Annotated in this window: 21 protein-coding genes; 7 read left to right on the top strand and 14 right to left on the bottom strand. The window is 70.4% G+C overall.

Features of this window, described 5'->3' with window-relative positions; genetic code table 11:
• Positions 1-62: 62 nt before the first annotated feature.
• From WFJ17_RS06780 to WFJ17_RS06765, 4 genes are all read right to left on the bottom strand, one after another.
• Positions 63-1037, bottom strand: a complete 975-nt coding sequence (locus tag WFJ17_RS06780) for an ROK family protein (RefSeq protein WP_336648013.1) — start codon at positions 1035-1037, stop codon at positions 63-65.
• Entirely contained in the window at positions 1034-1960 is a 927-nt protein-coding gene (locus tag WFJ17_RS06775; RefSeq protein WP_251448309.1) for a carbohydrate ABC transporter permease, read from the bottom strand. The genes WFJ17_RS06780 and WFJ17_RS06775 overlap by 4 nt, the downstream gene beginning before the upstream one ends.
• Positions 1950-2894, bottom strand: a complete 945-nt coding sequence (locus WFJ17_RS06770) for a carbohydrate ABC transporter permease (RefSeq protein WP_336648012.1) — start codon at positions 2892-2894, stop codon at positions 1950-1952. Before WFJ17_RS06770 ends, WFJ17_RS06775 begins: the two co-directional genes overlap by 11 nt.
• Positions 2895-2958: 64 nt before the next feature.
• Entirely contained in the window at positions 2959-4218 is a 1260-nt protein-coding gene (locus WFJ17_RS06765) for an ABC transporter substrate-binding protein (RefSeq protein WP_295032736.1), read from the bottom strand.
• 211 nt (positions 4219-4429) lie between these two features.
• On the opposite strand from WFJ17_RS06765, the gene WFJ17_RS06760 reads away from it, so the two are divergent.
• A complete protein-coding gene (locus WFJ17_RS06760; protein WP_336648011.1) occupies positions 4430-5593 on the top strand; it encodes an ROK family transcriptional regulator in 1164 nt (387 codons plus the stop codon).
• A 16-nt stretch (positions 5594-5609) separates the two neighbouring features.
• On the opposite strand, the gene WFJ17_RS06755 is transcribed toward WFJ17_RS06760, so the two are convergent.
• From WFJ17_RS06755 to WFJ17_RS06740, 4 genes are read right to left on the bottom strand one after another with little or no spacing between them, the layout of a single operon-like run.
• On the bottom strand, positions 5610-6878 hold the full coding sequence (locus WFJ17_RS06755) for an alpha-L-fucosidase (RefSeq protein WP_336648010.1): 1269 nt from the start codon (positions 6876-6878) through the stop codon (positions 5610-5612).
• 35 nt (positions 6879-6913) lie between these two features.
• Positions 6914-7333, bottom strand: a complete 420-nt coding sequence (locus tag WFJ17_RS06750) for an RbsD/FucU family protein (RefSeq protein ID WP_251444366.1) — start codon at positions 7331-7333, stop codon at positions 6914-6916.
• A gap of 12 nt (positions 7334-7345) precedes the next feature.
• On the bottom strand, positions 7346-8326 hold the full coding sequence (locus WFJ17_RS06745) for an aldo/keto reductase (protein ID WP_251444367.1): 981 nt from the start codon (positions 8324-8326) through the stop codon (positions 7346-7348).
• Positions 8319-9626 (bottom strand): L-fuconate dehydratase, encoded by a 1308-nt coding sequence (locus WFJ17_RS06740; protein WP_336648009.1) that lies wholly within the window; start codon positions 9624-9626, stop codon positions 8319-8321. Before WFJ17_RS06740 ends, WFJ17_RS06745 begins: the two co-directional genes overlap by 8 nt.
• Positions 9627-9792: 166 nt before the next feature.
• Between WFJ17_RS06740 and WFJ17_RS06735 the strand changes: the two genes are divergently transcribed.
• Together WFJ17_RS06735 and WFJ17_RS06730 are read left to right on the top strand one after the other, a co-directional pair.
• Positions 9793-10653 (top strand): fumarylacetoacetate hydrolase family protein, encoded by an 861-nt coding sequence (locus WFJ17_RS06735; RefSeq protein ID WP_292880672.1) that lies wholly within the window; start codon positions 9793-9795, stop codon positions 10651-10653.
• Positions 10650-11402 carry an SDR family NAD(P)-dependent oxidoreductase gene (locus tag WFJ17_RS06730; RefSeq protein ID WP_251444370.1) on the top strand — a complete coding sequence of 251 codons (753 nt, stop codon included), beginning with the start codon at positions 10650-10652 and terminating at the stop codon, positions 11400-11402. Before WFJ17_RS06735 ends, WFJ17_RS06730 begins: the two co-directional genes overlap by 4 nt.
• A gap of 161 nt (positions 11403-11563) precedes the next feature.
• On the opposite strand, the gene WFJ17_RS06725 is transcribed toward WFJ17_RS06730, so the two are convergent.
• The gene (locus tag WFJ17_RS06725) at positions 11564-12241 is read right to left on the bottom strand and encodes a FadR/GntR family transcriptional regulator (protein ID WP_336648008.1); all 678 of its coding nucleotides are present in this window, start codon (positions 12239-12241) and stop codon (positions 11564-11566) included.
• Positions 12242-12316: 75 nt separating this feature from the next.
• On the opposite strand from WFJ17_RS06725, the gene WFJ17_RS06720 reads away from it, so the two are divergent.
• From WFJ17_RS06720 to WFJ17_RS06705, 4 genes are all read left to right on the top strand, one after another.
• Positions 12317-13186, top strand: coding sequence for an amidohydrolase family protein (locus WFJ17_RS06720; protein WP_336648007.1), 870 nt, complete (start codon positions 12317-12319; stop codon positions 13184-13186).
• A gap of 129 nt (positions 13187-13315) precedes the next feature.
• A complete protein-coding gene (locus WFJ17_RS06715; protein ID WP_336648006.1) occupies positions 13316-14368 on the top strand; it encodes an iron ABC transporter substrate-binding protein in 1053 nt (350 codons plus the stop codon).
• A 9-nt stretch (positions 14369-14377) separates the two neighbouring features.
• A complete protein-coding gene (locus WFJ17_RS06710) occupies positions 14378-16021 on the top strand; it encodes an ABC transporter permease (protein ID WP_442927976.1) in 1644 nt (547 codons plus the stop codon).
• The gene (locus WFJ17_RS06705) at positions 16018-17142 is read left to right on the top strand and encodes an ABC transporter ATP-binding protein (protein ID WP_336648004.1); all 1125 of its coding nucleotides are present in this window, start codon (positions 16018-16020) and stop codon (positions 17140-17142) included. Before WFJ17_RS06710 ends, WFJ17_RS06705 begins: the two co-directional genes overlap by 4 nt.
• Positions 17143-17258: 116 nt before the next feature.
• Here WFJ17_RS06705 and ilvC read toward each other — a convergent pair whose 3' ends face one another.
• The 5 genes from ilvC to WFJ17_RS06680 all read right to left on the bottom strand — a co-directional run bounded on the left by ilvC (position 17259) and on the right by WFJ17_RS06680 (position 23306).
• Entirely contained in the window at positions 17259-18287 is a 1029-nt protein-coding gene (ilvC, locus tag WFJ17_RS06700) for a ketol-acid reductoisomerase (protein ID WP_251444382.1), read from the bottom strand.
• 75 nt (positions 18288-18362) lie between these two features.
• Complete coding sequence (gene ilvN / locus WFJ17_RS06695) at positions 18363-18872, bottom strand: acetolactate synthase small subunit (protein WP_251444389.1); 510 nt, start codon at positions 18870-18872, stop codon at positions 18363-18365.
• Positions 18873-18875: 3 nt separating this feature from the next.
• Positions 18876-20678: an acetolactate synthase large subunit gene (locus tag WFJ17_RS06690; RefSeq protein ID WP_336648003.1), complete on the bottom strand. Its 1803-nt coding sequence runs from the start codon at positions 20676-20678 to the stop codon at positions 18876-18878.
• A gap of 424 nt (positions 20679-21102) precedes the next feature.
• A complete protein-coding gene (gene otsB, locus WFJ17_RS06685; RefSeq protein ID WP_336648002.1) occupies positions 21103-21891 on the bottom strand; it encodes a trehalose-phosphatase in 789 nt (262 codons plus the stop codon).
• The gene (locus tag WFJ17_RS06680; RefSeq protein ID WP_336629655.1) at positions 21888-23306 is read right to left on the bottom strand and encodes an alpha,alpha-trehalose-phosphate synthase (UDP-forming); all 1419 of its coding nucleotides are present in this window, start codon (positions 23304-23306) and stop codon (positions 21888-21890) included. Before WFJ17_RS06680 ends, otsB begins: the two co-directional genes overlap by 4 nt.
• Positions 23307-23344 lie beyond the last annotated feature (38 nt).

The raw sequence follows: 23344 nt of genomic DNA, 5'->3' as shown, positions 1-23344 counted from the left end.
GCGGAGGTGCGGGGTGGGCGCTGTCATGACGGCGTGGGTTCCTTCTCAGGGGTGCGGACGGTTCAGACGGTGGCGGGGACGGAATCGGCGAGCCGCGCGGACGCGAGCGCCGCTGCTCCCCGGGCGACGGCGTCGGCCGAGATCTCGGCGGGCACGATGCGCAGCGGGAACCCGGAGACCGGGGCGTCGGTGCGCAGCGTCTCGAGGATGCCGGGTTCGAGCAGGTCCCAGGCCTCGCGGACTCCACCGCCGACCACGACCATGCCGAGGTCGAGCAGTGACGCCGTGATGGACGCGGCGAGCGCGGTCGCCCGCGCCGCGTCTGCGAAGACGGCGAGCGCAGCGGCCTCGCCGTCCCTGGCGCGATCGGCGATCTCCGGAGCGGAGGCGTCGGATCCCGTGGCCGCGCGATAGCGGCGCGTGATCGAGGTGCCGGAGGCGAGCGTCTCGAGATGCCCGGTCTGCCCGCAGGTGCAGACGAGCTCGCTGAATCCCGGCGTGTGCCCGATCTCCCCCGCCGCGCCGTGCACGCCGTGGTGCACGGCGCCGCCGAGGGCGATCGCGCCTCCCACTCCGGTGCCGAGCATGATGCCGAGCACGTCGCTCTCGCCGCGGGCCGCACCCCAGCGCAGCTCGCCGAGGAGGAACGCGTTCACGTCGTTCTCGACCCACACGGGTGCGCCGAGTCGGCCTTCGAGCTCCTCCGCCAGGGGGAAGCCGCTCCAGTCCGTGAACGTGGCGGAGGCGGCGACCACGACGCCGCGCTCCTGGTCGATCACACCGGCCGCACCGACGCCGGCGCCGGCCAGGGGCGCTCCGATCACGCCGCACAGCCGGAGCACGAGGCCCGCTGCGGCGTCCGCCATCGCGGGACCGCCCTCCGCGGCCGGCGCCGGTACGACGCCTCGGGCCAGGACGGATCCGGACTCGTCGGTCAGCACGGCGGAGATCTTCGTCCCGCCGATGTCGATGCCCGCGATCACGGGCGCGCTCGTGTGCCGGTGCGGCTCGGCACCGGAGTGTGCGTCGTGGGTCATCGTCCGCCGAGCCCCGCCATCGCGATGCCCTTGACCAGGTGCTTCTGCAGCACGATCACGAGGATCGTCGTGGGCACCATCGAGATGATCGCGGCCGCCATCTGCAGGTCCCAGCGCGTGCCGGTGAGACCGGAGAAGGTCGCGAGTCCCACGGGGAGCGTGCCGTGCGCGTTGTAGTCGACCGTGACGATGAGCGGCCAGAGGTAGCTGTTCCAGAACGACAGGAAGGTGAACACGGAGAGCACCGCGACCGCCGACTTCGCGAGCGGGAGGATGATCTGCAGGAACGAGCGCACGGGCCCCGCGCCGTCGACGCGCGCGGCCTCTTCGAGCTCGTAGGGGATCCCCCGGAAGAACTGCCGCATGAGGAACGTGCCGAAGGCGGTGAACGCGAACGGGAAGATCAGCGCCTGGTAGGTGTCCACCCAGTTCAGCCACTGCATGACCTGGAACATCGGGATGACGAGCACCTCGGCGGGGACCATGAGGGTCGCGAGGAAGAGCACGAACACGGCGTCGCGGCCCTTCCAGCGCAGACGCCCGAAGGCGTAGCCCGCGGTCGTGGAGACGATGAGGACGACGAGTGTTCCGGCGATCGCCACGAAGAACGAGTTGCCGATGTAGGTGAGGAACGGACCGTACGCGAACACGTCGGCGAAGTTGGACCAGCGCAGCTCGGAGCCGATGAGCTTCGGCGGCATCGAGAACATCTCGTTGTTCGGCTTGAGCGCCGAGAAGAACGAGTAGATCAGCGGCGACACGAAGATCAGCGCGGCGAGGTAGACGAAGACGTGGGCGATGATGAGGCGCGTCCGCTCGGCGCCGGAGAGCGGCGCCTTGGTGCGCTTGGTGCGGTCCTCGGCCGCGACCTCGATCGACTCGTCCGAGGCGATGAGGGCGCTCTGCTGCAGATCAGTGCTCATAGTGCACCCACTTCTTCTGCGCTCCGAACTGCAGCGCGGTGATGATGATGATGAGCGCGAACAGGATCCACGCGCCGGCGGCGGCGATGCCGAGATCCTGGAACTTGAAGCCCTGGTTGTAGATGAACTGCACGAGCGGCTGGGTCGCATTGCCCGGACCGCCGCCGGTGAGCAGCTGCGGCTGCGCGAAGACCTGCAGGGACGTGATCATGGTCATGATCGTCGCGAAGAAGATCGACGGCGAGATCATCGGGACCACGACGCTCCACTGCATCCGGAAACCGGAGGCCCCGTCGATCCGCGCCGCCTCGATGACCGATTCCGGCAGCTGCTCGAGGGCGGCCGAGAAGATGAGCATGTTGTAGCCGAGCCCCTGCCAGACGCTCATGATGATGACCATCGCCATCGCCCAGAACGGGTCGGCGAGGAAGTTGGGGAGCTTGATGCCGAACCAGCCCTGGGCGATCCCGTTGAAGAGGCCCTGCGGCTGCAGCATCATCTTCCACACCAGGACGCTCGCGACCATGGGCGTCACGACCGGGATGAAGAAGAGCACGCGCAGCGCGCCGCGTCCGCGGATCCGCGGCCCGAGGGACATCGCCAGGATCAGGGAGCAGACGATGCTGAGCGGCACGTAGACGACCGTGAAGACGGCGGTGTTGCGCATCGCGGGCCAGAAGTCCGGGCTCGACGTGAAGAGCTTGATGTAGTTCCCGACGCCGTTGAACGTCTTGTCGCCGAACGTGGGCCAGTTGTAGAAGCTCATCACGATCGAGAGCACGACCGGCACGACGGTGAACACGGCGAGGCCGATCAGGGCGGGGCTCGCGAAGCCGAGCGCCTGACGGCCCTCTGTCCGCGCGAGGGATCCGCGGCGGGCCGGGACGCCGCGGCGGTCCTGCGGCGCGCGACCGCGGGATGCGGCGATGGTCACCGTTCCTCCTTCTTCCAGGATGGTGTCCCGGCCCGGCGGACGGATCCGCCGGGCCGGGAGGGGATCACTTGCCGAACTGCTCCTGCGCGCTCTTGAGCACGTCGGCCATGGGGGTCTGGCCGTTATAGACGCTCACGAGCTGCGGCTGGATGTAGCTGCCGACCTTCGACCAGTTGTCGGTGACGTACTGACCCTGCACGTTCGCGAACGCGGCCTTGAAGACCTCCTCGACCTGTGCGCGGTACTTCTCGTCGATCGACTCGAAGTACAGCGGCTGGCTCTCGGTGCGCGCCGGGTAGCTGCGGCCCGAGGAGGCGATGTAGTCCTGCGAGTCCTTGCTGAGCAGGGATCCAAGCACCTTGAGCGCGGCGTCCTTGTTCTTGCAGGTCTTGGAGATGCCGTAGCCCGAGCCGAGGATGAGGCTCAGCGAGTCCTTGCCGTCGCCCGGCAGCGGCGCCATGCCCGCGGTGAAGCCCGCCTCGTTCTTCAGGTAGCTGACCGCGTTCCACGTGCCGTCGACGGCCATGGCCGCGTTGCCGTTGGAGTACTGGTCCTCGCCCCAGCCGCCGTCCGAGGCGCTGGCGACGGGGAGCGCCACCTTCTGGTCGGTGACCAGGCCCGCGTACCAGGTCGCGGCGTCGGAGAACTTCTTGTCGGTGAGCTGGAGCTTGCCGTCCTGCGTCGCCGGCTGCACGCCCGCCTTGGCGATCGGCAGCGCCTGCCACTGGAAGTCGCCCATACCGACGGCGAAGCCCTGCTTGCCGTCGCGGGTGGCCGCCTTCGCGGTCTTCTCGAAGTCGTCGAAGGTCCAGCCCGGCTTCGGGTCGGCCGCGCCCGCGGCCTTGAGCTGATCCGCGTTGTAGTAGACGAGCATGGTCGCGGTGTCGAACGGCAGGCCGTAGAGCTCGCCCTTGTTCTTCAGGATCTCGGTGGTGCCGGAGGCGAAGTCGCCCTCCTTGAGGCCCGCGGTCTTCAGATCGTCCGCGGTGAGCTTCTGGAAGCCTGCGGTGTAGCTGGAGAGCATGCCGCTGTTCATGCCCGTGACGCACGCCATGTTGCCCGAGGCCATGTTCGTGGTGAGCTTCGTGAAGAAGTCGTTCCACGGCGCGGTGCGCAGCTCGATCTTGAGGTCCGGGTTCTGCTTCTTGGCGACGTCGATCTGAGCCTGCAGCGCCTTGGTGTCGTCGGCGGATCCGGCCCACATGTCGACCACGACGGTCTTGTCGTCGCCACCGGCGCTGCTGCTGGAGCCTCCGCAGCCGGTGAGGACGAGGGCGGCGCCCACCGTGAACGCCGCCACGGGGACGAGGTGAGTCTTCTTCATTGAAATGCCTCCTCAGGCACGAACAGATCCAGGCTTCGTTTGAGTTCGAACGAAGTAATTCGGGGTTATGCCCTCACCCTGTCAGAGCGACACGCGAAACTCCAGTCGAACATCGGATGTCTGGCTCAGATCGTGAGAGTTCCGTGATTTATCCGAACTGGTTGGTCATTCGCCACTAGAGTGATCTTCATTTGACCTCGAAGGAAGTGTCATGGCACATCCCGCAGACCGGTCCCCGGACCGTCGCGAACCCCCGTCGTCCGGCGACCACGCCCGGCAGATCGTGGAGCTGGTGACGCGCGGTGAAGCGCTGTCGCGCTCCGACCTCGCCCGGCTGCTCGGCATCGCCCCATCCACCGTCTCCCTCCGCGTGCAGGAGCTCGTGGACGCCGGAATCCTGCGGGAGAACGGTCAGGCGCAGTCATCCGGCGGACGCCGCGCACGCCGCCTCTCCCTGGGCGGCACACCGCATCGCGTGCTGGCCGCGGAACTCGGCGGCGAGCACGCCCGGCTCGGGCTGCTCGATCTCGGCGGTCACCTCGACCGGACCGCGACGATCCCGATCACGATCGCGGACGGCCCCGAGGCGACGCTCGCCCTCGTCGAGGCGGGGCTCCGCGCCCTCGCCGCCGAGGCAGACATCCGAGCAGTGGGCATCGCGCTCCCGGGGCCGGTGGACTTCGAGTCCGGCAGCGTAGACCAGCCCTCCCGTATGCCGGGCTGGCCCGGATTCCGCGTCGGCGAGGCGCTGGCCGGGCGCTTCGGAGTTCCGGCCGTGGTCGACAACGACGCGAACCTCATGGCCCTGGGCGAGCATCACCGCAGCCTCACGCGCGACCAGCACAGCATCACGGTCAAGGCGGGGACCGCGATCGGAAGCGGCATCATCGTGGCGGGTTCCGTGCACCGCGGCGCCACGTCCGCGGCCGGGGACATCACGCACACGCGCGTCGCCGAGGCCGCGGACATCCCCTGCTCCTGCGGCAACCACGGCTGCCTGGAGACCATCGCGAGCGGTGCGGGCCTCGTCCGGCAGATGCGCGAGCGCGGCGTCGCCGTCGCGGGCGCCGCCGACGTGCTGGAGCTGGCGCGCAACGGCGATCCGATCGCCACGACGCTGGTGCGCACGGCCGGCACGCACCTCGGTCAGGTGCTGTCCGGCGTGGTCAACTTCTTCAACCCGCACGCCGTGTTCCTCACCGGGAGCATGAGCGCGAGCGAGCCCTTCCTCGCCGCGGTCCGCAGCCGCGTGTACGAGGCGTGCCATCCGCTCGCCGCCCAGACCCTGCGCATCGAGTCCGCCCGCACGGGCCCCGACGCGGCGCTCTACGGCGCGGCGCGCCTGGCCATGGAGCTGGTCGACCCCGTCGCCTGACCGCCGGCGCCGGCGGTCAGGCGACGGGCGCGAGGGTCAGCTCGATGACCGGGATGAGCACGTCGGGGCGCCGCACGGGCAGGTGCACCGTGAGCGTGCCCTCCTGCTCCCCCGCCGGAGTCATGAGCGACGCCTGCTGGTGCGGATCCGTCACCGAGGTCTTCAGCCAGGATCCGTCGTTCAGCAGACGCGCGTACGTGACGCGGTCCGCGAGCCCCTCGAGGTGCACGTAGCCGAGCGGCCAGGAGAACAGGTGCAGGTAGAGGCGGTCGCCCCGCCGCGTGTAGACGCCCTCGCGCGGCGCGGCGAAGGGCGCATGGCCCGCGCCGACGATCGCGTCGCGGTGCAGGCGCATCCACTCGCCCAGCTCGGCGAGCACGGCCTCGTCGCGCGGCGCGATGCTCCCCCGGCCGTCCGGGCCGACGTTGAGCAGCATGTTGCCGTCCATCGCCACGGAGTCCGCGAGCATCTGGGCCAGCAGAACGGCGGACTTCTGATCGTGGTTGTCGCGGTGATAGCCCCAGGATCCGTTGATCGTCTGGCACGCCTCCCACACCTGGGGGACGCCCTCCACGACGATCGGGGCGGTCGGCTGGTACTGCTCCGGCGTCACGACGTCGGCGGGGATCCCGAGCCGGTCGTTCACGAGCATCTGCGGCTGCAGCTCGCGGCAGAGCGCCAGGAGCGTCTCCGCGTCCCAATCCGCCGGCCCCTTCCCCGCCCAGCCGTCCTTCTCCTCGGGGTAGGTGAAGTCGAAGAACAGGTAGTCGATGTCGCCGTACCGGGTGAGCAGCTCGCGCACCTGCCCGTGCAGGTACGCGCGGTAGCGATCCATGTCCCGCGCGCGGTTGCGCTCGTGCTCGATCGCGTCGGCACGGCGAGGGTGGTTCCCATCCACCGTGAAGTCCGGGTGATGCCAGTCGATGAGCGAGTGGTACAGACCCACCCGCAGTCCCTCGGCGCGCAGGGCGTCGACGTACTCGCGCACCAGATCACGCCCGCACGCCGTCATCGACGTGTAGTCGGTGAGCGCCGAGTCCCAGAGGCAGAACCCGTCGTGGTGCTTCGTGGTGAGCACGACGTAGCCCATCCCCGTCGCCTTCGCACGACGCGCGAGCGCGGTCGCGTCGAACAGGTCGGGGTCGAAGTGGTCGAAGTAGGCGCGATACTCCTCCGCCGTCAGGCGCTCGTAGTTCTGCACCCATTCGTGCCGGGCGGCCCCGCTGTAGAGGCCGAAATGCACGAACATCCCGAACCGGGCCTCATCGAACCACTGCTGTCGCATCTCTGCCTCTTCCTCGATCCTCGGGTGGGTGCGGTTCAGGCGGAGGGGTGCCCGACGACGCCCTTGCGCAGCAGCGCGTTGCCGTACTTGCGGGTCTCCCCCGTGCGCACCATGAGGTAGGCCCCCTGCGCGACGTCGTAGTACGCGAAGCGCTCCACGAAGCGCGTGGTCTCCTCGTCCGTGCCGGCGGCCGCCATGAGCTCCCGCTGCACGTCGAGCACCGTCGCGTCGGCCGACTCCATGAGGTCCATGCCCGGGGCGTCGTCGAGGGGCAGCACCGAGCGGATCGCGGCGACCACGGCCGGCGTCGTGGTGCCGGGCAGATCGACCACGCGCGCGCCGAGCGCCCACGCCGGGAAGTGCGCGTCGGCCACGACGACCGCGTCGGAGTGTCCCATCCGGTCGAGGTGCAGCAGCAGCTCACCGGTGAGCAGGGGGTCGATTCCTTCGAGCATGAGGACTCCTGTTCAGGAAGGGATGAGAGCTTCGGCCGCGAGCTCGCGCCAGAGGTCCGCGGGGATGTCGAGGGCGGCGAGCTGCGCGTTCTGGCGCAGCTGCTCCGGACGGCTCCCGCCCACCACGACCGACGTCACGACCGGGGACTGCAGCGGGTACTGTATCGCGGCCGCGGGCAGCGGGACCCCGTGCGCGCGGCAGATGTCCGCGATCCGGGTGAGACGCTGCCAGAGCTCCTCCGGCAGCGCGCCGTACTCGTAGCGACCGTCGCGGCGCGGCTCGCTCTGCGCGAGCAGGCCCGAGTTGAAGACCGAGGCGGCGACGATGTCGGTCCCGCGCTCGGCGCAGGCCGGGATCACGTCCGCCGCCGCAGGCTGCTCGAGCAGGGTGTAGCGCCCGGCGACCATGATCGTGTCGAGGTCGGCGGAGCGCACCGCGGCGGTCAGGGCCGCGGCCGTCATGGATCCGATGCCGATCCGGCCGACCTCCCCCTGGGCACGCAGCGCCTCGAGCGCGGGGAACGCCTCGGAGAGCGCCAGATCCAGGTCGTGCCGTTCCGGGTCGTGCAGGTAGAGGATGTCGATGCGCTCGATCCCGAGGCGCTCGCGCGACTCGTCGAGGCTCGCGCGGATCCCCGCGTCCGAGAAGTCCCAGACGCGCTGCAGGTCGTCCGGCACGAAGAAGTCGTTGTCGGTGTCGAGACCGCCCGCGACGTGGCCGGGATTCGGGCGGAGCAGGCGGCCCGCCTTGGTGGAGAGCACGTACTCGTCACGCGGCTTGGTCTGCAGGAAGGCGCCGAGACGTCGCTCCGAGAGCCCGAGCCCGTAGTGCGGGGCCGTGTCGTAGAGGCGGATCCCGCTCTCCCAGGCCGCGTCCAGCACGGCCCAGGCCTCGTCGTCGGTCAGCGCGCGGAACAGGTTGCCGACGTTCGCGGCGCCGTATCCCAGAGCCGGGACGCCGGGCCGCGTCGTGGCGTCGACGGACTCAGACATGCGCGCCCGCCTCCCGGTGCTCGCCGTTCCAGGTGAACTCCGCGCGGCTCGCCGCCTTCATCTCCATGCCGTTGCCGGGCTCCGTCGGAGCCGTGTAGGAACCGCCGCGGATGTCGGTCGGCACCGCGAAGTGCTCGTGCAGGTGGTCCACGTACTCGATCATGCGCCCTTCGCGGCTTCCGGAGACGGCGACGAAGTCGAACATGGAGAGGTGCTGCACGGCCTCGCACAGGCCGACGCCGCCGGCGTGCGGGCACACCGGCACGCCGAACTTCGCGGCGAGCAGCAGGTTCGCGATGTTCTCGTTCACGCCGGCCACGCGCACCGCGTCGATCTGCATGACCTGGATGGCCTCGGCCTGCAGCAGCTGCTTGAAGATCATCCGGTTCTGCGCGTGCTCGCCGGTCGCGACGCGGATCGGCGCCACGCCACGGGCGATCTCGGCGTGCCCGAGCACGTCGTCGGGGCTCGTCGGCTCCTCGATCCACGCGGGACGGAACTCGGCGAGCGCGTTCACCCAGGCGATCGCCTCGGAGACCTCCCAGCGCTGGTTGGCGTCGATCGCGATCGGGAAGTCGGGCCCGCACACCTCGCGGGCCTTGCGGAACCGCCGGATGTCGTCGTCGAGGTCGGCGCCGACCTTGAGCTTGATCTGCGTGAACCCGTCGGCCATCGCCTCCCGGGCGAGGCGCTCGAGCTTCTCGTCCGAGTAGCCCAGCCAGCCGGGACTCGTCGTGTAGCCCGGGTACCCGGTCGCGAGCAGCTGCTGCTCCCGCTCGGCGCGGCCGGGCTCGGCGGCGCGCAGGATCGCCAGGGCGTCCTCGCGGGTGAGCGCGTTGGTGAGGTAGCGGAAGTCGACGAGATCGACGAGCTGCTCCGGCGTCATCCGGGAGAGGAGCTGCCAGAGCGGAAGCCCGGCGCGCTTGGCCTTGATGTCCCACAGCGCGTTGATCACGGCGCCGATCGCCATGTGCATGACGCCCTTCTCCGGGCCGAGCCAGCGCAGCTGCGAGTCGCCGATGATCTCCCGGAACGTGCCGCCCATGTCGTCGAGCAGCGGCTCCAGCTCGCGGCCCACGAGATGCCCGGCGAGCGCGTCGATGCCCGCGACCTGCACGTCGTTGCCGCGGCCGATCGTGAAAACGAACGCGTGCCCGTCGATGCCGTCGGCCGCGTCGGTGCGCACGATCACGTAGGCCGCGGAGTAGTCGGGGTCGGGGTTCATCGCGTCGGAGCCGTCGAGGCTGAGCGAGGTGGGGAATCGGATGTCGCTGGTCTCCAGCGCGACGATGCGGCTCACGGTTCTCCTGTTCTGGGCCGAAGTCGGGGCGGTGGCGCGGAAGGCCGTCATGGGCCCCGACAGTTGGAGTGTAAACATCGGATGTCTATACTGTCAACGCGGGATGCATCCGCTCACGTCGTTCCGGCGGCGGATCCACCCATCCCTCTGAGAAGGCAGGAGAATCATGAAGTTCGCGCGTCTGGGCGACCCCGGATCCGAGATCCCGGTCGTCATCGCCGAGGGCCGTACCTACGATCTTCGGCCCGTGACCTCCGATGTGAACGGCGACTTCCTCGCCGCCGACCCGGTGGGCCGCACGCGTGCCGCCCTGGATGCCGGAGCCCTCCCCGAACTGGCCGACGCCGCCGCGCAGCGCATCGGAGCGCCGATCGCGCGCCCCAGCGCCGTGATCTGCGTCGGGCAGAACTACGCCGCCCACGCCCGCGAGTCGGGCGCGGAGCCGCCCACCGTGCCGATCCTGTTCCTGAAGACGCCGAACACCGTCGTGGGTCCCGACGACGCGGTGACGATCCCGCGCGGCAGCGAGAAGACGGACTGGGAGGTGGAGCTCGGCGTCGTGATCGGATCCCGCGCCGCCTACCTCGACTCCCCCGCCGACTCCGCGGCGCACATCGCCGGATACGTGGTGTGCAACGACGTCTCGGAGCGGGCCTTCCAGATGGAGGTCTCCGGCGGGCAGTGGTCCAAGGGCAAGGCGGCCTTCGGGTTCAACCCGACCGGGCCGTGGCTCGTGACACCCGACGAGGTCGACGTGCAGAACCTGCGGCTGCGCAGCTTCGTGAACGGCGAGCCGCGGCAGGACTCGAACACGAACGACATGATCTTCCCCGTCGCGGAGATCGTGCACCACATCTCGCAGTACATGACCCTCGAGCCCGGGGACCTCATCCTCACGGGCACCCCGCAGGGCGTCGCGTTCGGCGGGAAGTTCCCGTACCTCCGCGCCGGGGACGTCGTCGAGATCGACATCGAGGGGCTGGGGAGCCAGCGTCAGGAATTCATCGCATGGGAGGCACAGGCATGACCGGTCAGGTGGAAGGGCTCGTCGCGATCGTCACGGGCGGCGCATCGGGGATCGGCGCGGCGATCGCCGCGCAGCTGCACGAGCAGGGCGCCGAGGTCGCGGTGCTCGACCGCGACGTGACCGGCGCGGATCCGCGCTTCGCCGCCTTCACGGCCGACGTGTCGGACCGGGCGAGCGTGGACGCGGCCGTCGCCGCCATCGGCGAGCGCTTCGGCCGCATCGACATCGTGGTGAACAACGCCGGGATCGGCGCACAGGGCGACGTCGCCGCGAACGGCGACGACGAGTGGGCGCGCGTGCTCTCGATCAACGTGACGGGCATCGCCCGCGTCTCCGCCGCGGCACTGCCCTGGCTGCGGAAGTCCCCGGCCGCCGCGATCTGCAACACCGCCTCGATCGCCTCGACCACGGGGCTGCCGCAGCGCGCGCTCTACTCCGCCTCGAAGGGCGCCGTGTCCGCGCTCACCCGGGCGATGGCGGCGGATCACCTCCGCGAGGGGATCCGCGTCAACGCGGTCAACCCTGGCACCGCCGACACCCCTTGGGTGGGACGGCTGCTCGACTCCGCCTCCGACCCCGCCGCGGAGCGCGCCGCGCTCAACGCCCGCCAGCCGCACGGTCGCCTGGTGTCACCGGACGAGGTCGCCGGCGCCGTGCTGTACCTCGTCAGCCCGACCTCCGGATCCACCACCGGCACCTCCATCGAGGTCGACGGCGGCATGGCCCAGCTCCGCCTGCGCGCCGAGTAGCCGGGCTCCGGGGCCGCTTCGACCGGCTCTCCCCCACCGGCTTCCGCTGTTCCCGTCGCAGAAGAGCTGCTCCCGTCGCAGAAGATGTCGCTGACCGGCGTTCAGAACGACATCTTCTGCGACGGGAGCGGTTCGAGCCGCCGCGAGCGGTGGGAACGGACTCAGGCCTGGGCAGCCTGGCGCAGCCAGCGCTCGACGTCCGCGATGTGCGCGGTGGCGAGCGAGGTCGCGAGGGCGGGGTCGTGCTGCGCGATCGCATCGGCGATGGCGCGGTGCTCGGACAGCGTGCGCTCGACCGCCCCCTGCTCGGTGAGCCCGCGCCAGACCCGGGCACGGATGGTCTGGCTCGACAGGCTGTCGATGAGGCTGGCGAGATAGCCGTTGCCGGTCATCTGCACGATCTCGCGATGGAAGCGGATGTCGTGAGCCACGAGGTCGTCGATCGAGACGGCGGCGTCGATCCCGTCGATCTCCGCCTGCAGCGTCGCGATCGCCTCATCATCGCCGTGGGTCGCAGCGAGGCCGGTCGCCTGGGACTCCAGCATGCGACGCACCGCGAACAGCTCGAGCAGGGAGTCGTCGTCGTGCATGTCGACGACGAAGCTGATCGCCTCGAGGAGGAGGTGCGGCTCGAGACTCGTCACATAGGTGCCGTCCCCGCGGCGCACGTCGAGGACGCGGATCACCTCGAGCGCCTTGACCGCCTCGCGCATCGAGTTGCGGCTCAGGCCGAGGCGCTCGGCGAGTTCCTTCTCCGGCGGCAGCCGATCGCCTGGGCCGAGCTCGCCCGACACGATCATCGCCTTGATCTTCTCGATCGCCTCGTCGGTGACTGCCATGGCGTCATCCTAGGCGCTGGAGCGAACATCGGATGTCTGCGCCACACGGGCCGCGATCTGCGAAAGGATGTCAGCATGCGTCTCCTCGACTCCCACCTGCACCTGTGGGATCCCTCCCGCCTCGACTACACCTGGCTCGACGGACCGCTGGCTCAGCGATACGCCGCCGAGGAGCTCGCCAAGGCGTCCGTCACCGGCGCCGAGCGGGCTGCGGCGATCTTCGTGCAGGCGGAGTGCGTCGAGGCGGAGTTCCTCGATGAGGTGCGCTGGGTCTCCGAGACCGCCGCGCGCACCGGCGTGATCGGCATCGTGGCGGGGGCACGGCTCGACCGGGGCGAGCAGACGACCGCGCATCTCGACGCGCTCGTCGGCCTCACCGGGGTCGTCGGCGTGCGGCACAACCTCCAGGACGAGCCCGACGGCACCGCCCGCCACGACGCCTTCCGTGCGGGTGCCGCCGCCGTGGCCGCGCGCGGGCTCCGCTTCGACGCCTGCGTGCGCGCCCACCAGCTCCCCGACGTCTCCGATCTCGCCGGGGCGGTGCCTGCGCTGCCGATCGTGCTGGACCATCTCGGGAAGCCGTCCGTCGGCACCGCCGCGGATCCGCTCCGCCCCGACGCCGACTGGCTGCGCGACCTGCGCGCACTGGCGGCGCATCCGCGGGTCGCCGTGAAGCTCTCCGGGCTGCCCGCGGAAGCCGGAGGCCTCTGGAGCCCGGCCCAGGTGATCCCCTTCCTCGATGCGGCCGCCGACGCGTTCGGATCCGACCGCCTGCTCTGGGGCAGCGACTGGCCCGTCTCGGCGATCACCGGCGAGGCGTGCGAGTACCGGCCGGAGAGCCGCGGGCTCTGGGCCGAGACGGTGGTGGAGTGGGCGGCGGCCCGAGGCCTCGACGCCGACGCCGTCCTCTGGGGCAACGCGGCGAGGTTCTACGGCGTGGGCTGATCGCCCTGTCGCCCGTTCAGGCAGACCTCGCACGGTTCTCAGGAATGTCATCAGGTTGGTGAGTGAGGCTTGCCTTACCTACGATGTGATTCGCGACCTCCGCATCACCCCCGCCACGAAGGACTCTCCGTGAACCGTTCCCTCCGCCTGCTCTCCGCTGCGGCAGCAGCCTCCGCCGTCGCCCTGGCCTTGACCGCCTGCAGCGGCGGCGGCTCCACGCCCGCCGCGAGCACCGGCGGCGATGACCTCGCCGGGCAGACCATCACGATCTACAACGCGCAGCACGAAGAGCTCACGAAGTCGTGGACCGATGCGTTCACGAAGGCGACCGGCATCAAGGTCCAGGTGCGCAACGGCGACGACACCGAGATGTCCCAGCAGCTCATCCAGGAGGGCGATCGCTCCCCCGCCGACGTGTTCCTCACCGAGAACTCGCCGTCGATGTCGGCCGTCGAGAAGGCGGGCCTGTTCACGTCGCCGGGCGACGAGGCGCTGAAGAACGTCCCGACGAAGTACCGCCCGTCCTCCGGCAAGTGGGTCGGCATCGCGGCCCGCTCGACTGTGTTCGCCTACAACACGTCGAAGCTCACCGAGGCGCAGCTGCCGAAGTCGCTGATGGATCTCGCCGACCCGTCCTGGAAGGGCCGCTGGGCCGCATCGCCCTCCGGCGCCGACTTCCAGGCCATCGTCTCGGCGCTCGTGCAGCTCAAGGGCGCCGACGCCGCCGAGGAGTGGCTGAAGGCCATGAAGACCAACTCGGTCGCCTACAAGGGCAACTCCACCGCGATGAAGGCGGTCAACGCCGGTGAGATCGACAGCGCGGTGATCTACCACTACTACTGGTTCGGCGATCAGGCGGCGACCGGAGAGAACTCGAAGAACGTGCAGCTGCACTACTTCAAGAACCAGGATCCGGGTGCGTTCGTCTCGGTGTCCGGGGGCGGCGTGCTGAAGTCGAGCAAGCACCAGGCCGCAGCGCAGAAGTTCCTCGCGTTCGTGACGGGCGCCGAGGGCCAGAAGATCCTGCAGACCGGAACCTCGTTCGAGTACCCGGTCGGATCCGGGGTCGCCGCGAACCCGAAGCTCGTTCCCCTCGAGGATCTGCAGGCGCCGACCATCGACCCGGCTACGCTGAACTCCAAGCAGGTCACCGATCTGATGACCCAGGCGGGCCTGCTCTAGGGCGCAGACATCACCACCACGACCACTTCCCGACGGGCGGTCGGAGCGCAACGGCTCCGGCCGCCCCGCGGCGTCTCCCGGGGAGCCGGATCCTGGGTCGTGATCACCGCCGGCGTCGTGGTCGCGGCGCTCTCGCTGCTTCCGCTGCTCTTCGTCGTCACGACCGCGGCCCAGATCGGCTGGGCCGAGTCGGCGGCGCTGATCTTCCGCCCACGGGTCGGCGAGCTGCTGACGAACACCGTGCTGCTCGTCGCGATCACCGTGCCGCTCTGCGCCGTGATCGGGGTCGGCGGCGCCTGGCTCGTCGAGCGGACGTCGCTCGCGGGCGCCGGGGCGTGGGGCGCGGTGCTCGCGATGCCGCTCGCGATCCCCGCGTTCGTGAACTCCTACGCCTGGGTCTCCGCGGTCCCCTCGCTCGCCGGACTCGGATCCGGCGTGCTGCTGGCGACGCTGTCCTACTTCCCGCTCGTGTACCTCCCGGTGCGCGCCGCGCTCGCGCGCCTGGATCCCTCCCTCGAGCAGGCCGCGGCGAGCCTCGGCCGCGGTCCGGTGCGCGTGTTCTTCGGGACCGTGCTGCCGCAGCTGCGACTCGCGCTGCTCGGCGGCGCGCTGCTCGTGGGGCTGCACCTGCTCAGCGAGTACGGCGCGTTCGCCCTGATCCGCTTCGACACGTTCACGACCGCGATCATGGATCAGTACCGTTCCACGTTCAACGGGTCGGCGGGGAGCATGCTGTCCGGCGTGCTCATGCTGCTCTGCTTCGCGCTGCTGCTGCTGGAGAGCCGCGCCCGCGGACGCGCCCGCTACGCACGGATCGGATCGGGTACGGCAGCGCCGCCCCGCCGGATCCGGCTGCGCGGATGGCAGCTCCCGGCCCAGGTCGCCCTGCTCGCTCTCGGCGTCGCCGCGCTCGGCGTGCCCGCGGTCGTCATCGGCGGCTGGCTGGCCTACGGCGGCACCGCGGTCTGGACGGCGCCCGATCTGGTGCCGACCCTGCTGCAGACGCTCGCTCTCGCGCTCGGCGGCGGTGTGGTCACCGTCGTCGCCGCGTTCCCGCTGTCCTGGCTCGCCGTGCGCCGTCCCGGCGCGCTCAGCCGGCTGCTGGAGCGCACGAACTACATCACCAGCTCCATGCCGGGCATCGTGCTCGCGCTCGCACTCGTCACGGTCTCGCTCTTCTTCGTGCCGGCGCTGTACCAGACGACGGCGCTGCTGCTCCTCGCCTATGCCCTCCTCTTCCTTCCCCGCGCGCTGGTGCCGCTCCAGGCGGGCATCGCACAGGCGCCGCAGAGCCTCGAGGAAGCGGCGCAGGCGCTCGGCCGCCGGCCGCTGCGGGCCTTCTTCGGGGTCACGCTGCGCCTGGTGGCGCCCGCGACGGCCGCCGCCCTGGCGATGGTGTTCCTCGCGGTGGCCGGGGAACTGACCGCGACCCTGCTGCTCTCGCCGATCGGCGTGCAGACGCTCGCCACGCGGTTCTGGAGCCTGTCCAGCGAGATCGACTTCGCGGGTGCCGCGCCCTACGCGACGCTCCTGATCCTGCTCTCCGCCCCCATGACCTATCTGCTCTTCCGGCAGTCCGCGGTGCTCTCCACCGCCGACGCCTCCCCCGGCACCTCGACGACGCCCGCCCCCTCGACCGCGGAGAACGCATGACCGCACGCAACCTCGGATCGCTCGGCGCCGTGCCCTCGCCCGGGACCGGCCCCCTGCCCACCGCGCACCTGCAGGTGGCCGGCGTCACTGCGTCGTACGGCGGGCATCGCGTGCTGCACGGCGTCGACCTCGCCGTGCAGAAGGGCGGGATCACCGCGATCGTCGGCGCCTCGGGGTCGGGCAAGACCACCCTGCTGCGCATCATCGCCGGTTTCGAGCGCCCGGAGCGGGGCGAGGTCGTGCTGGGATCCCGCTCCGTCGCGGGTCCCGATACCTGGGTTCCCGTCCATCGCCGCGACATCGGCTACGTGACGCAGGACGGCGGCCTGTTCCCGCATCTCTCGGTCGCGCGCAACATCTCCTTCGGCCTCGACGACCTCGGCCGCGCCGCCCGGGATCGGCGGGTGGCCGAGCTGCTGGCTCTCGTCGCCCTGCCGCAGGACGTGGCGGATCGCCGCCCGGACCAGCTCTCCGGCGGACAGCAGCAGCGCGTCGCGATCGCCCGGGCGCTCGCCCGCGAGCCCGAGCTGATGCTGCTGGACGAGCCGTTCTCCGCCCTCGACACCGGACTGCGCGCCGCGACGCGGGAGGCGGTGGCCCGGATCCTGACCGATGCCGGCACGACGACCATCCTCGTCACGCACGACCAGTCCGAGGCGCTGAGCTTCTCCGACCAGGTGGCCGTGATGCGCGACGGCCGCCTCGTGCAGACGGGGCACCCGTTCGTCGTGTATACGCGTCCGGCGGACCGCGGGGTGGCGGAGTTCCTCGGCGAGGCGATCGTGCTGGACGCCTGGCTGGACGGATCCCTCGCGTCCTGCGCGCTGGGCTACGTGCCGGTTCGGAATCCACCGGTCCAGGGGCATGTGCAGCTCATGCTGCGCCCGGAGCAGGTGCAGCTCGTCGCCGACTCTCCGATCCGGGCGACCGTCGAGTCGGGCGTCTACTTCGGGTCGGAGACGTCGGCGCGGATCCGGCTGGAGCCCCGCGCCGGCGCGGATCCCCGCCTCGATGCGGAGCCGCCGGTGATCGTCATCCGGCACGCCAACCCGGCCCTCACCCGCCCCGGCCAGCGCATCGCCCTGCGCGTGATCGGCGAGGGCGTGGTCTTCCCGGCGTAGCGCGCCCCGGGGTCGTCGAGCGAGGACGCGCGCAGCGCGACCGGGCTCGGCGTCCTCGGAACAGAAGACAGAACGGGCGCCCCCGAAGGGACGCCCGTTCTCTCGTCAGCCGTGGGTCAGCGCGCGGCGCTGCCCTCGACGTAGTCCTCGTCCTGCGACTTCCAGGCGAAGAGCGCACGCAGCTCCTTGCCGGTGGCCTCGATCGGGTGCCCCTGCTCCTTCTCGCGAAGGGCGAGGAACTCGGTCGCGCCGTTGTCCTGGTCCTCGATGAAGCGGGTCGCGAAGGCGCCGGACTGGATGTCCGCGAGGACCTCCTTCATGCGCTCCTTCACACCGGCGTCGATGATGCGCGGACCGGAGACGTAGTCGCCGAACTCGGCGGTGTCGGAGATCGACCAGCGCTGCTTGGCGATGCCGCCCTCCCACATCAGGTCGACGATGAGCTTGAGCTCGTGCAGCACCTCGAAGTAGGCGATCTGCGGCTGGTAGCCCGCCTCGGTGAGGGTCTCGAAGCCCGCCTGCACGAGGTGGCTCATGCCACCGCAGAGCACGGCCTGCTCGCCGAACAGGTCGGTCTCGGTCTCCTCGGTGAAGGTGGTCTTGATGACGCCGGCGCGGGTGCCGCCGATCGCCTTCGCGTACGAGAGGGCGGTCGCCCAGGCGTTGCCCGACGCGTCGCGCTCCACGGCGATGATGTCCGGGATGCCGCGGCCGGCGACGAACTCGCGGCGCACGGTGTGACCCGGGGCCTTCGGGGCGATGAGGATCACGTCGACGCCCTCGGGAGCGTCGATGTAGCCGAAGCGGATGTTGAACCCGTGCGCGAACGCGAGGGTCTTGCCCGCGGTGAGGTTCGGCGCGATCGACTCGCTGTAGATGCCGCGCTGGTGCTGGTCCGGCGCGAGGATCATGATGAGGTCGGCCCACTGGGTCGCCTCGGCGACGGTCTTGACGGGGAAGCCGGCCTCCTCGGCCTTGGCGATCGAGCGCGAGCCCTCCTTGAGGGCGATCGCGACCTCGACGCCGCTGTCGCGCAGGTTCATCGCGTGCGCGTGGCCCTGGGAGCCGTAGCCGACGATCGCGACCTTCTTGTTCTGGATGATCGACAGGTCCGCGTCTGCGTCGTAGAAGATCTCGGTGCTCACTGTGTGTTTCTCCTTGTTGGGGTTCTGGGAAGTTCTGCTGCCGGCCCCGTCGACGGGCTCAGGGGCCGGCGGGGGTCAGCTGCGCAGCACGCGCTCCGTGATGCTCTTGCCGCCGCGGCCGATCGCGAGCAGGCCCGACTGGGCGAGCTCCTTGATGCCGAACGGCTCGAGCGCGCGCAGCAGCGCGTCGACCTTGCCCTTGTCGCCCGTGACCTCGACCACGAGCGCCTCGGGCGCGTAGTCGACGACGGACGCGCGGAAGAGGTTCACGACCTCGAGCACGTTCGAACGGCTGTTGTTGTCCGTGCGCACCTTGATGAGCATGTGCTCACGCTGCACGGAGGCGCTCTGCTCCAGCTCGACGATCTTGATGACGTTGATCAGCTTGTTCAGCTGCTTGGTCACCTGCTCGAGCGGGAACTCCTCGACGTCGACGACGACCGTGATCCGGGAGATGCCCGGCACCTCCGTCACGCCCACGGCGAGCGACTCGATGTTGAAGCCGCGGCGCGCGAACAGTCCGGCGACGCGGGTCAGGATACCCGGGGTGTCCTCCACCAGGAGGCTCAGCACATGCGTGGACATGGATCAGTCCTCCTCGTCGAAAGCGGGCGCGTGGTCGCGCGCGTACTGGATGTAGCTGTTGCTGACGCCCTGCGGCACCATCGGCCACACCATGGCATCCGCGCTGACGACGAAGTCGATCACGACGGGGCGATCGTTCGTCCCGAGGGCGAGCTTGATGGCGGCGTCGATCTCCTCCTCCTTCTCCACCCGGATCGCGAGGCAGCCGTAGGCCTCGGCGAGCTTGACGAAGTCGGGGATCCGGATCGTCCCGTGCCCGGTGTTCAGGTCGGTGTTCGAGTGCCGGCCCTCGTAGAACAGGGTCTGCCACTGGCGGACCATGCCCAGGGAGGAGTTGTTGATGATCGCGACCTTGATCGGGATGTCGTTGATGACGCAGGTCGCGAGCTCCTGGTTGGTCATCTGGAAGCAGCCGTCGCCGTCGATCGCCCAGACCACGCGGTCGGGCTCGGCGACCTTGGCGCCCATGGCCGCCGGCACGGCGTAGCCCATGGTGCCGGCACCGCCGGAGTTCAGCCAGGAGTTGGGACGCTCGTACTTGATGAACTGCGCCGCCCACATCTGATGCTGGCCGACGCCTGCGGCGTAGACCGCCTCGGGGCCGGTGAGCTCGCCGATCCGCTGGATCACGTGCTGCGGGGACATCAGGCCGTCCTCGGGCGGCGTGTAGCCGAGCGGGAACTCGGCACGCAGCCCGTCGAGGTAGGCCCACCACTCCTCGATGTCGCCCTTGGCGCCACCGGTGAGCCCGCGGAACGCGGCCTCGAGATCCGTGATGACCTCGCGCACGCCGCCCACGATGGGCACGTCGGCGGTGCGGATCTTGGAGATCTCGGCCGGGTCGATGTCGACGTGGACGACCTTCGCGTTCGGGGCGAACAGCTCGGCCTTGCCCGTCACGCGGTCGTCGAACCGGGTGCCGAGGGCCACGAGCAGATCGGCCTCCTGCAGCGCGAGCACCGCCGGCACCGTGCCGTGCATGCCGGGCATGCCGACGTGCTGCGGGTGCGAGTCGGGGAACGCGCCACGCGCCATCAGCGTGGTCACGACAGGGGCGCCGGTGAGCTCGGCGAGGGTCAGCAGCTCCTCCGAGGCGTTGCCGCGGATGATGCCGCCGCCGACGTAGAGCACCGGCTTCTTGGCCTCTGCGAGCAGGGTCGCCGCGGCCTGGATCTGCTTGCCGTGCGCCTTCGTCACGGGACGATAGCCGGGCAGGTCGTACTTCGGCGGCCACACGAAGGGCGCCGTCGCCTGCTGCGCGTCCTTGGTGATGTCCACCAGGACGGGCCCGGGACGACCGGTCGCGGCGATCTCGAACGCCGCGGCGATGGCACCCGGGATGTCCTCCGGACGCTTGACGAGGATCGAGTGCTTGGTGATCGGCATGGTGATGCCGACGATGTCCGCCTCCTGGAACGCGTCCGTGCCCATCAGCCGGGAGAACACCTGTCCGGTGATCGCGACGATCGGGATGGAGTCCATGTAGGCGTCCGCGATCGCGGTGACGAGGTTGGTCGCCCCGGGACCGGAGGTCGCGATGGTGACGCCGACCTTCCCGGAGGCGGTGGCGTAGCCCTCGGCGGCGTGACCGCCGCCCTGCTCGTGACGCACGAGGATGTGGCGCAGCTCGGTCGACGCCATCAGCGGGTCGTAGACCTCCATGATCGCGCCGCCGGGGATGCCGAACACATCCGTGACCCCGAGGAGCTCGAGGGAGCGGACGACGGCCTGAGCGCCGGTGAGAACAGGGGCCGCCGCCGGGCGGGCAGGCGGACGAGGGACGGCTGGAGCGGTATCAGCGGTCATGAAGGTTCCTTGCGGTGATGAACGATCGGCGGAAGCGGCGGGACGATGCCCCGTCGCGGACGACTCTCCGACCCGGTCCGCCGGGGGCGGGCCGCAGGGGTCGGGAATGCTGGGCTGGAACGCCTCGGGTGCAGCGCGGGGAAGTCGGCTCGACGTCGCGACGAACATCGTCGCGGTAGGAGCCCGGCTCAGGCGTCCCGGCGAGTGGGCCGAGAGCACGAGCCGCGATATCGACCCGAATCAGATCACCATCGCGCCCGACGGACTGCGAGACCGCCGGAGCTCTGCGTCCGATCCGTGATCCGGTTGTGCCGATCACGCATCGAACGTGCGTCAAGCCTAACGCATGATCCTCGCGGTCCAGGACGCGGATGCGCACGACGAACGGACGACCGTGTTCGTCCTGCGCGCGCATGGAAGAAGTCTATTGCGCGCTCGCCCTGGCGTCGGCCAGGGCGTCGAGGAGACCCGCGAACGCGGCGGGATCGGCGACGCGCAGTCCCGCGGCCGTCTCGCCCGCGCCGATCCGCACGCCCAGGTCCTCACTGCCGAGCGTGCGCATCCCGTCCTCGTCGGTGACGTCGTCGCCGGCGAAGAGCACGCCGGTCGCCTGCACGTGCGTCCGAAGGCGCGCGAGCGCCGCGTCCTTGCCCTCGGCCCGCCAGGAGAACTCGCGCAGATGGTGCCCCGTGCGACGGCGCCACGAGGGGATGCGCTCGGAGGCCCACTTCTCCACGCGGAGGAACGCGATCTCCTCCTGCCCGGGCGCAGCCGTGCGCGTGTGCACGCCGAAGCCGAAGGTCTTCGGCTCGTGGACCACGCCGTCGAGATCGGCGATCAGCGCGCGCAGCTCGGCGACGACCTCCGCCTGATCGGCGGGCTCGGAGGAGAGGTCCGTCTCCTCCCCCGTGTCCGGGAACCAGAACTGCGCGCCGTGGGATCCGGCGAGCAGGATCGGCGAGCCGTCCTCGTGCTCGGTGATCTCGCGGAGGTCGTGCAGGCTGCGCCCGGACGCGTAGGCGACGAAGGTCTGCGGCAGTGCGGCGAGACGCCCCACGGCGGCGACGGCCGCCGGCAGCGCCCGCGCCGACATCGGGTCCGCGACGTGCGGCGAGACCGTGCCGTCGAAGTCGAGCGCGACCAGCAGGCGCGGCGTGCGCGCGATCGCCGCGAGGGCGGGATCGAGGTCTCCGGGGGTCCAGTGGCGGGTCATCGCGTGCTCCGTACGTCCTCGAGGGCGGTGAGGAACTCCTGCGACCAGGCGTTCACGTCGTTCTCCAGCACCCGCTTGCGCAGCGCCCGCATGCGGCGCGCCTGCTCGCGCGGAGGCATCTCGACGGCCTGCATGATCGCGTCCTTGAGCCCCTCGATGTCGTGCGGGTTGACCAGCACCGCCTGGCGCAGCTCGTCGGCGGCACCGGTGAACTCGCTGAGCACGAGCACCCCGCGGTGGTCGCCGCGGGTGGCGACGTACTCCTTGGCGACGAGGTTCATGCCGTCGCGGAGGGCGGTGACGAGCATCGCGTCGGCGGCGAGGTACAGCGCGACCATCTCCTCGCGCGGGAAGCCCTGGTGCAGGTAGCGGATCGCCGTGTGGTCGATCGTGTCGTGGTCGCCGTTGATCCGCGCGACGGCGAGCTCGATCTCGTCCCGCAGCTGCACATAGGCGTCGACCCGCTCCCGACTGGGGCTGGCGACCTGCACGAGAGTGACGTCCTCGACGGAGATGCGCCCCTGATCCAGCAGCTCGCCGAACGCCTTGATCCGGTGCCGGATCCCCTTGGTGTAGTCGAGGCGGTCCACCCCGAGCAGGATCTTCTTCGGGTTGCCGAGTCCCTCGCGGATCTCGGCGGCCCGAGCACGCACGTCCGGGCGCGCCGCGAGTTCGAGGTACGGCGTCGTGTCGATGGAGATCGGGAACGCCCGGGCGACGGACGTGCGCGCGCCGCCGTAGGGCACGGACACCGTGGATCCCTTGACGTCCAGCCTCAGCCTGCGGCGCACGGCCGTCAGGAAGTTCGTGGCGTCCTGCGCCCGCTGGAAGCCCACGACATCGGCGCCCAGCAGCCCCTGGAGCACCTGATCGCGCCAGGGCAGCTGCGCGTACAGGCCGTGCGCGGGGAACGGGATGTGATGGAAGTACCCGATGGTGAGATCGGGACGGCGCTCGCGCAGCATCGCGGGCACCAGCTGGAGCTGATAGTCGTGCACCCAGACCGTTCCGCCCTCGGACACGGCCTGGGCCGCCCGCTCGGCGAAGCGCCGGTTCACCCGGACGTAGGCGTCCCACCACTCCCGGTGGAACTGCGGCGGCGCGATGACGTCGTGATACAGCGGCCAGATCGTGTCGTTCGAGAAGCCCTCGTAGAACTCCTCGACCTCCTGGGCCGACAGCGACACGGGGAGCAGGCGGATCCCGTCCTCCGTGAACGGGTCGAGCTCCAGATCCGGTTGCCCGGCCCACCCCACCCACGCCCCGTCGACGGCCTGCATGACGGGCTCGAGCGCGGCCACGAGGCCGCCGGGCGAACGCCGCCAGACCTCGGAGCCGTCGGGACCGTGCACCCGGTCGACGGGAAGACGGTTGGCGACGATCACGAACGGCGCGGTCGGTGTGGACGAAGGCATGGAACGCTCCTCACGGCAGCGGGGGCTGCATCTCCAGG

The sequence above is a fragment of the Microbacterium sp. MMO-10 genome (assembly GCF_037148715.1).
In the GTDB taxonomy this organism is placed as follows: domain Bacteria; phylum Actinomycetota; class Actinomycetes; order Actinomycetales; family Microbacteriaceae; genus Microbacterium.
This window is presented reverse-complemented; position numbering and strand designations above follow the sequence as displayed.

What these genes read in the sequence shown, in the direction of transcription:
- WFJ17_RS06780 (WP_336648013.1), bottom strand. Translation starts at nt 1,037, where the DNA reads ATGACCCACGACGCACACTCCGGTGCCGAGCCGCACCGGCACACGAGC.
- WFJ17_RS06775 (WP_251448309.1), bottom strand. Translation starts at nt 1,960, where the DNA reads ATGAGCACTGATCTGCAGCAGAGCGCCCTCATCGCCTCGGACGAGTCG.
- WFJ17_RS06765 (WP_295032736.1), bottom strand. Translation starts at nt 4,218, where the DNA reads ATGAAGAAGACTCACCTCGTCCCCGTGGCGGCGTTCACGGTGGGCGCC.
- WFJ17_RS06760 (WP_336648011.1), top strand. Translation starts at nt 4,430, where the DNA reads ATGGCACATCCCGCAGACCGGTCCCCGGACCGTCGCGAACCCCCGTCG.
- WFJ17_RS06755 (WP_336648010.1), bottom strand. Translation starts at nt 6,878, where the DNA reads ATGCGACAGCAGTGGTTCGATGAGGCCCGGTTCGGGATGTTCGTGCAT.
- WFJ17_RS06750 (WP_251444366.1), bottom strand. Translation starts at nt 7,333, where the DNA reads ATGCTCGAAGGAATCGACCCCCTGCTCACCGGTGAGCTGCTGCTGCAC.
- WFJ17_RS06745 (WP_251444367.1), bottom strand. Translation starts at nt 8,326, where the DNA reads ATGTCTGAGTCCGTCGACGCCACGACGCGGCCCGGCGTCCCGGCTCTG.
- WFJ17_RS06735 (WP_292880672.1), top strand. Translation starts at nt 9,793, where the DNA reads ATGAAGTTCGCGCGTCTGGGCGACCCCGGATCCGAGATCCCGGTCGTC.
- WFJ17_RS06730 (WP_251444370.1), top strand. Translation starts at nt 10,650, where the DNA reads ATGACCGGTCAGGTGGAAGGGCTCGTCGCGATCGTCACGGGCGGCGCA.
- WFJ17_RS06725 (WP_336648008.1), bottom strand. Translation starts at nt 12,241, where the DNA reads ATGGCAGTCACCGACGAGGCGATCGAGAAGATCAAGGCGATGATCGTG.
- WFJ17_RS06720 (WP_336648007.1), top strand. Translation starts at nt 12,317, where the DNA reads ATGCGTCTCCTCGACTCCCACCTGCACCTGTGGGATCCCTCCCGCCTC.
- WFJ17_RS06705 (WP_336648004.1), top strand. Translation starts at nt 16,018, where the DNA reads ATGACCGCACGCAACCTCGGATCGCTCGGCGCCGTGCCCTCGCCCGGG.
- ilvN (WP_251444389.1), bottom strand. Translation starts at nt 18,872, where the DNA reads ATGTCCACGCATGTGCTGAGCCTCCTGGTGGAGGACACCCCGGGTATC.
- WFJ17_RS06690 (WP_336648003.1), bottom strand. Translation starts at nt 20,678, where the DNA reads ATGACCGCTGATACCGCTCCAGCCGTCCCTCGTCCGCCTGCCCGCCCG.
- otsB (WP_336648002.1), bottom strand. Translation starts at nt 21,891, where the DNA reads ATGACCCGCCACTGGACCCCCGGAGACCTCGATCCCGCCCTCGCGGCG.
- WFJ17_RS06680 (WP_336629655.1), bottom strand. Translation starts at nt 23,306, where the DNA reads ATGCCTTCGTCCACACCGACCGCGCCGTTCGTGATCGTCGCCAACCGT.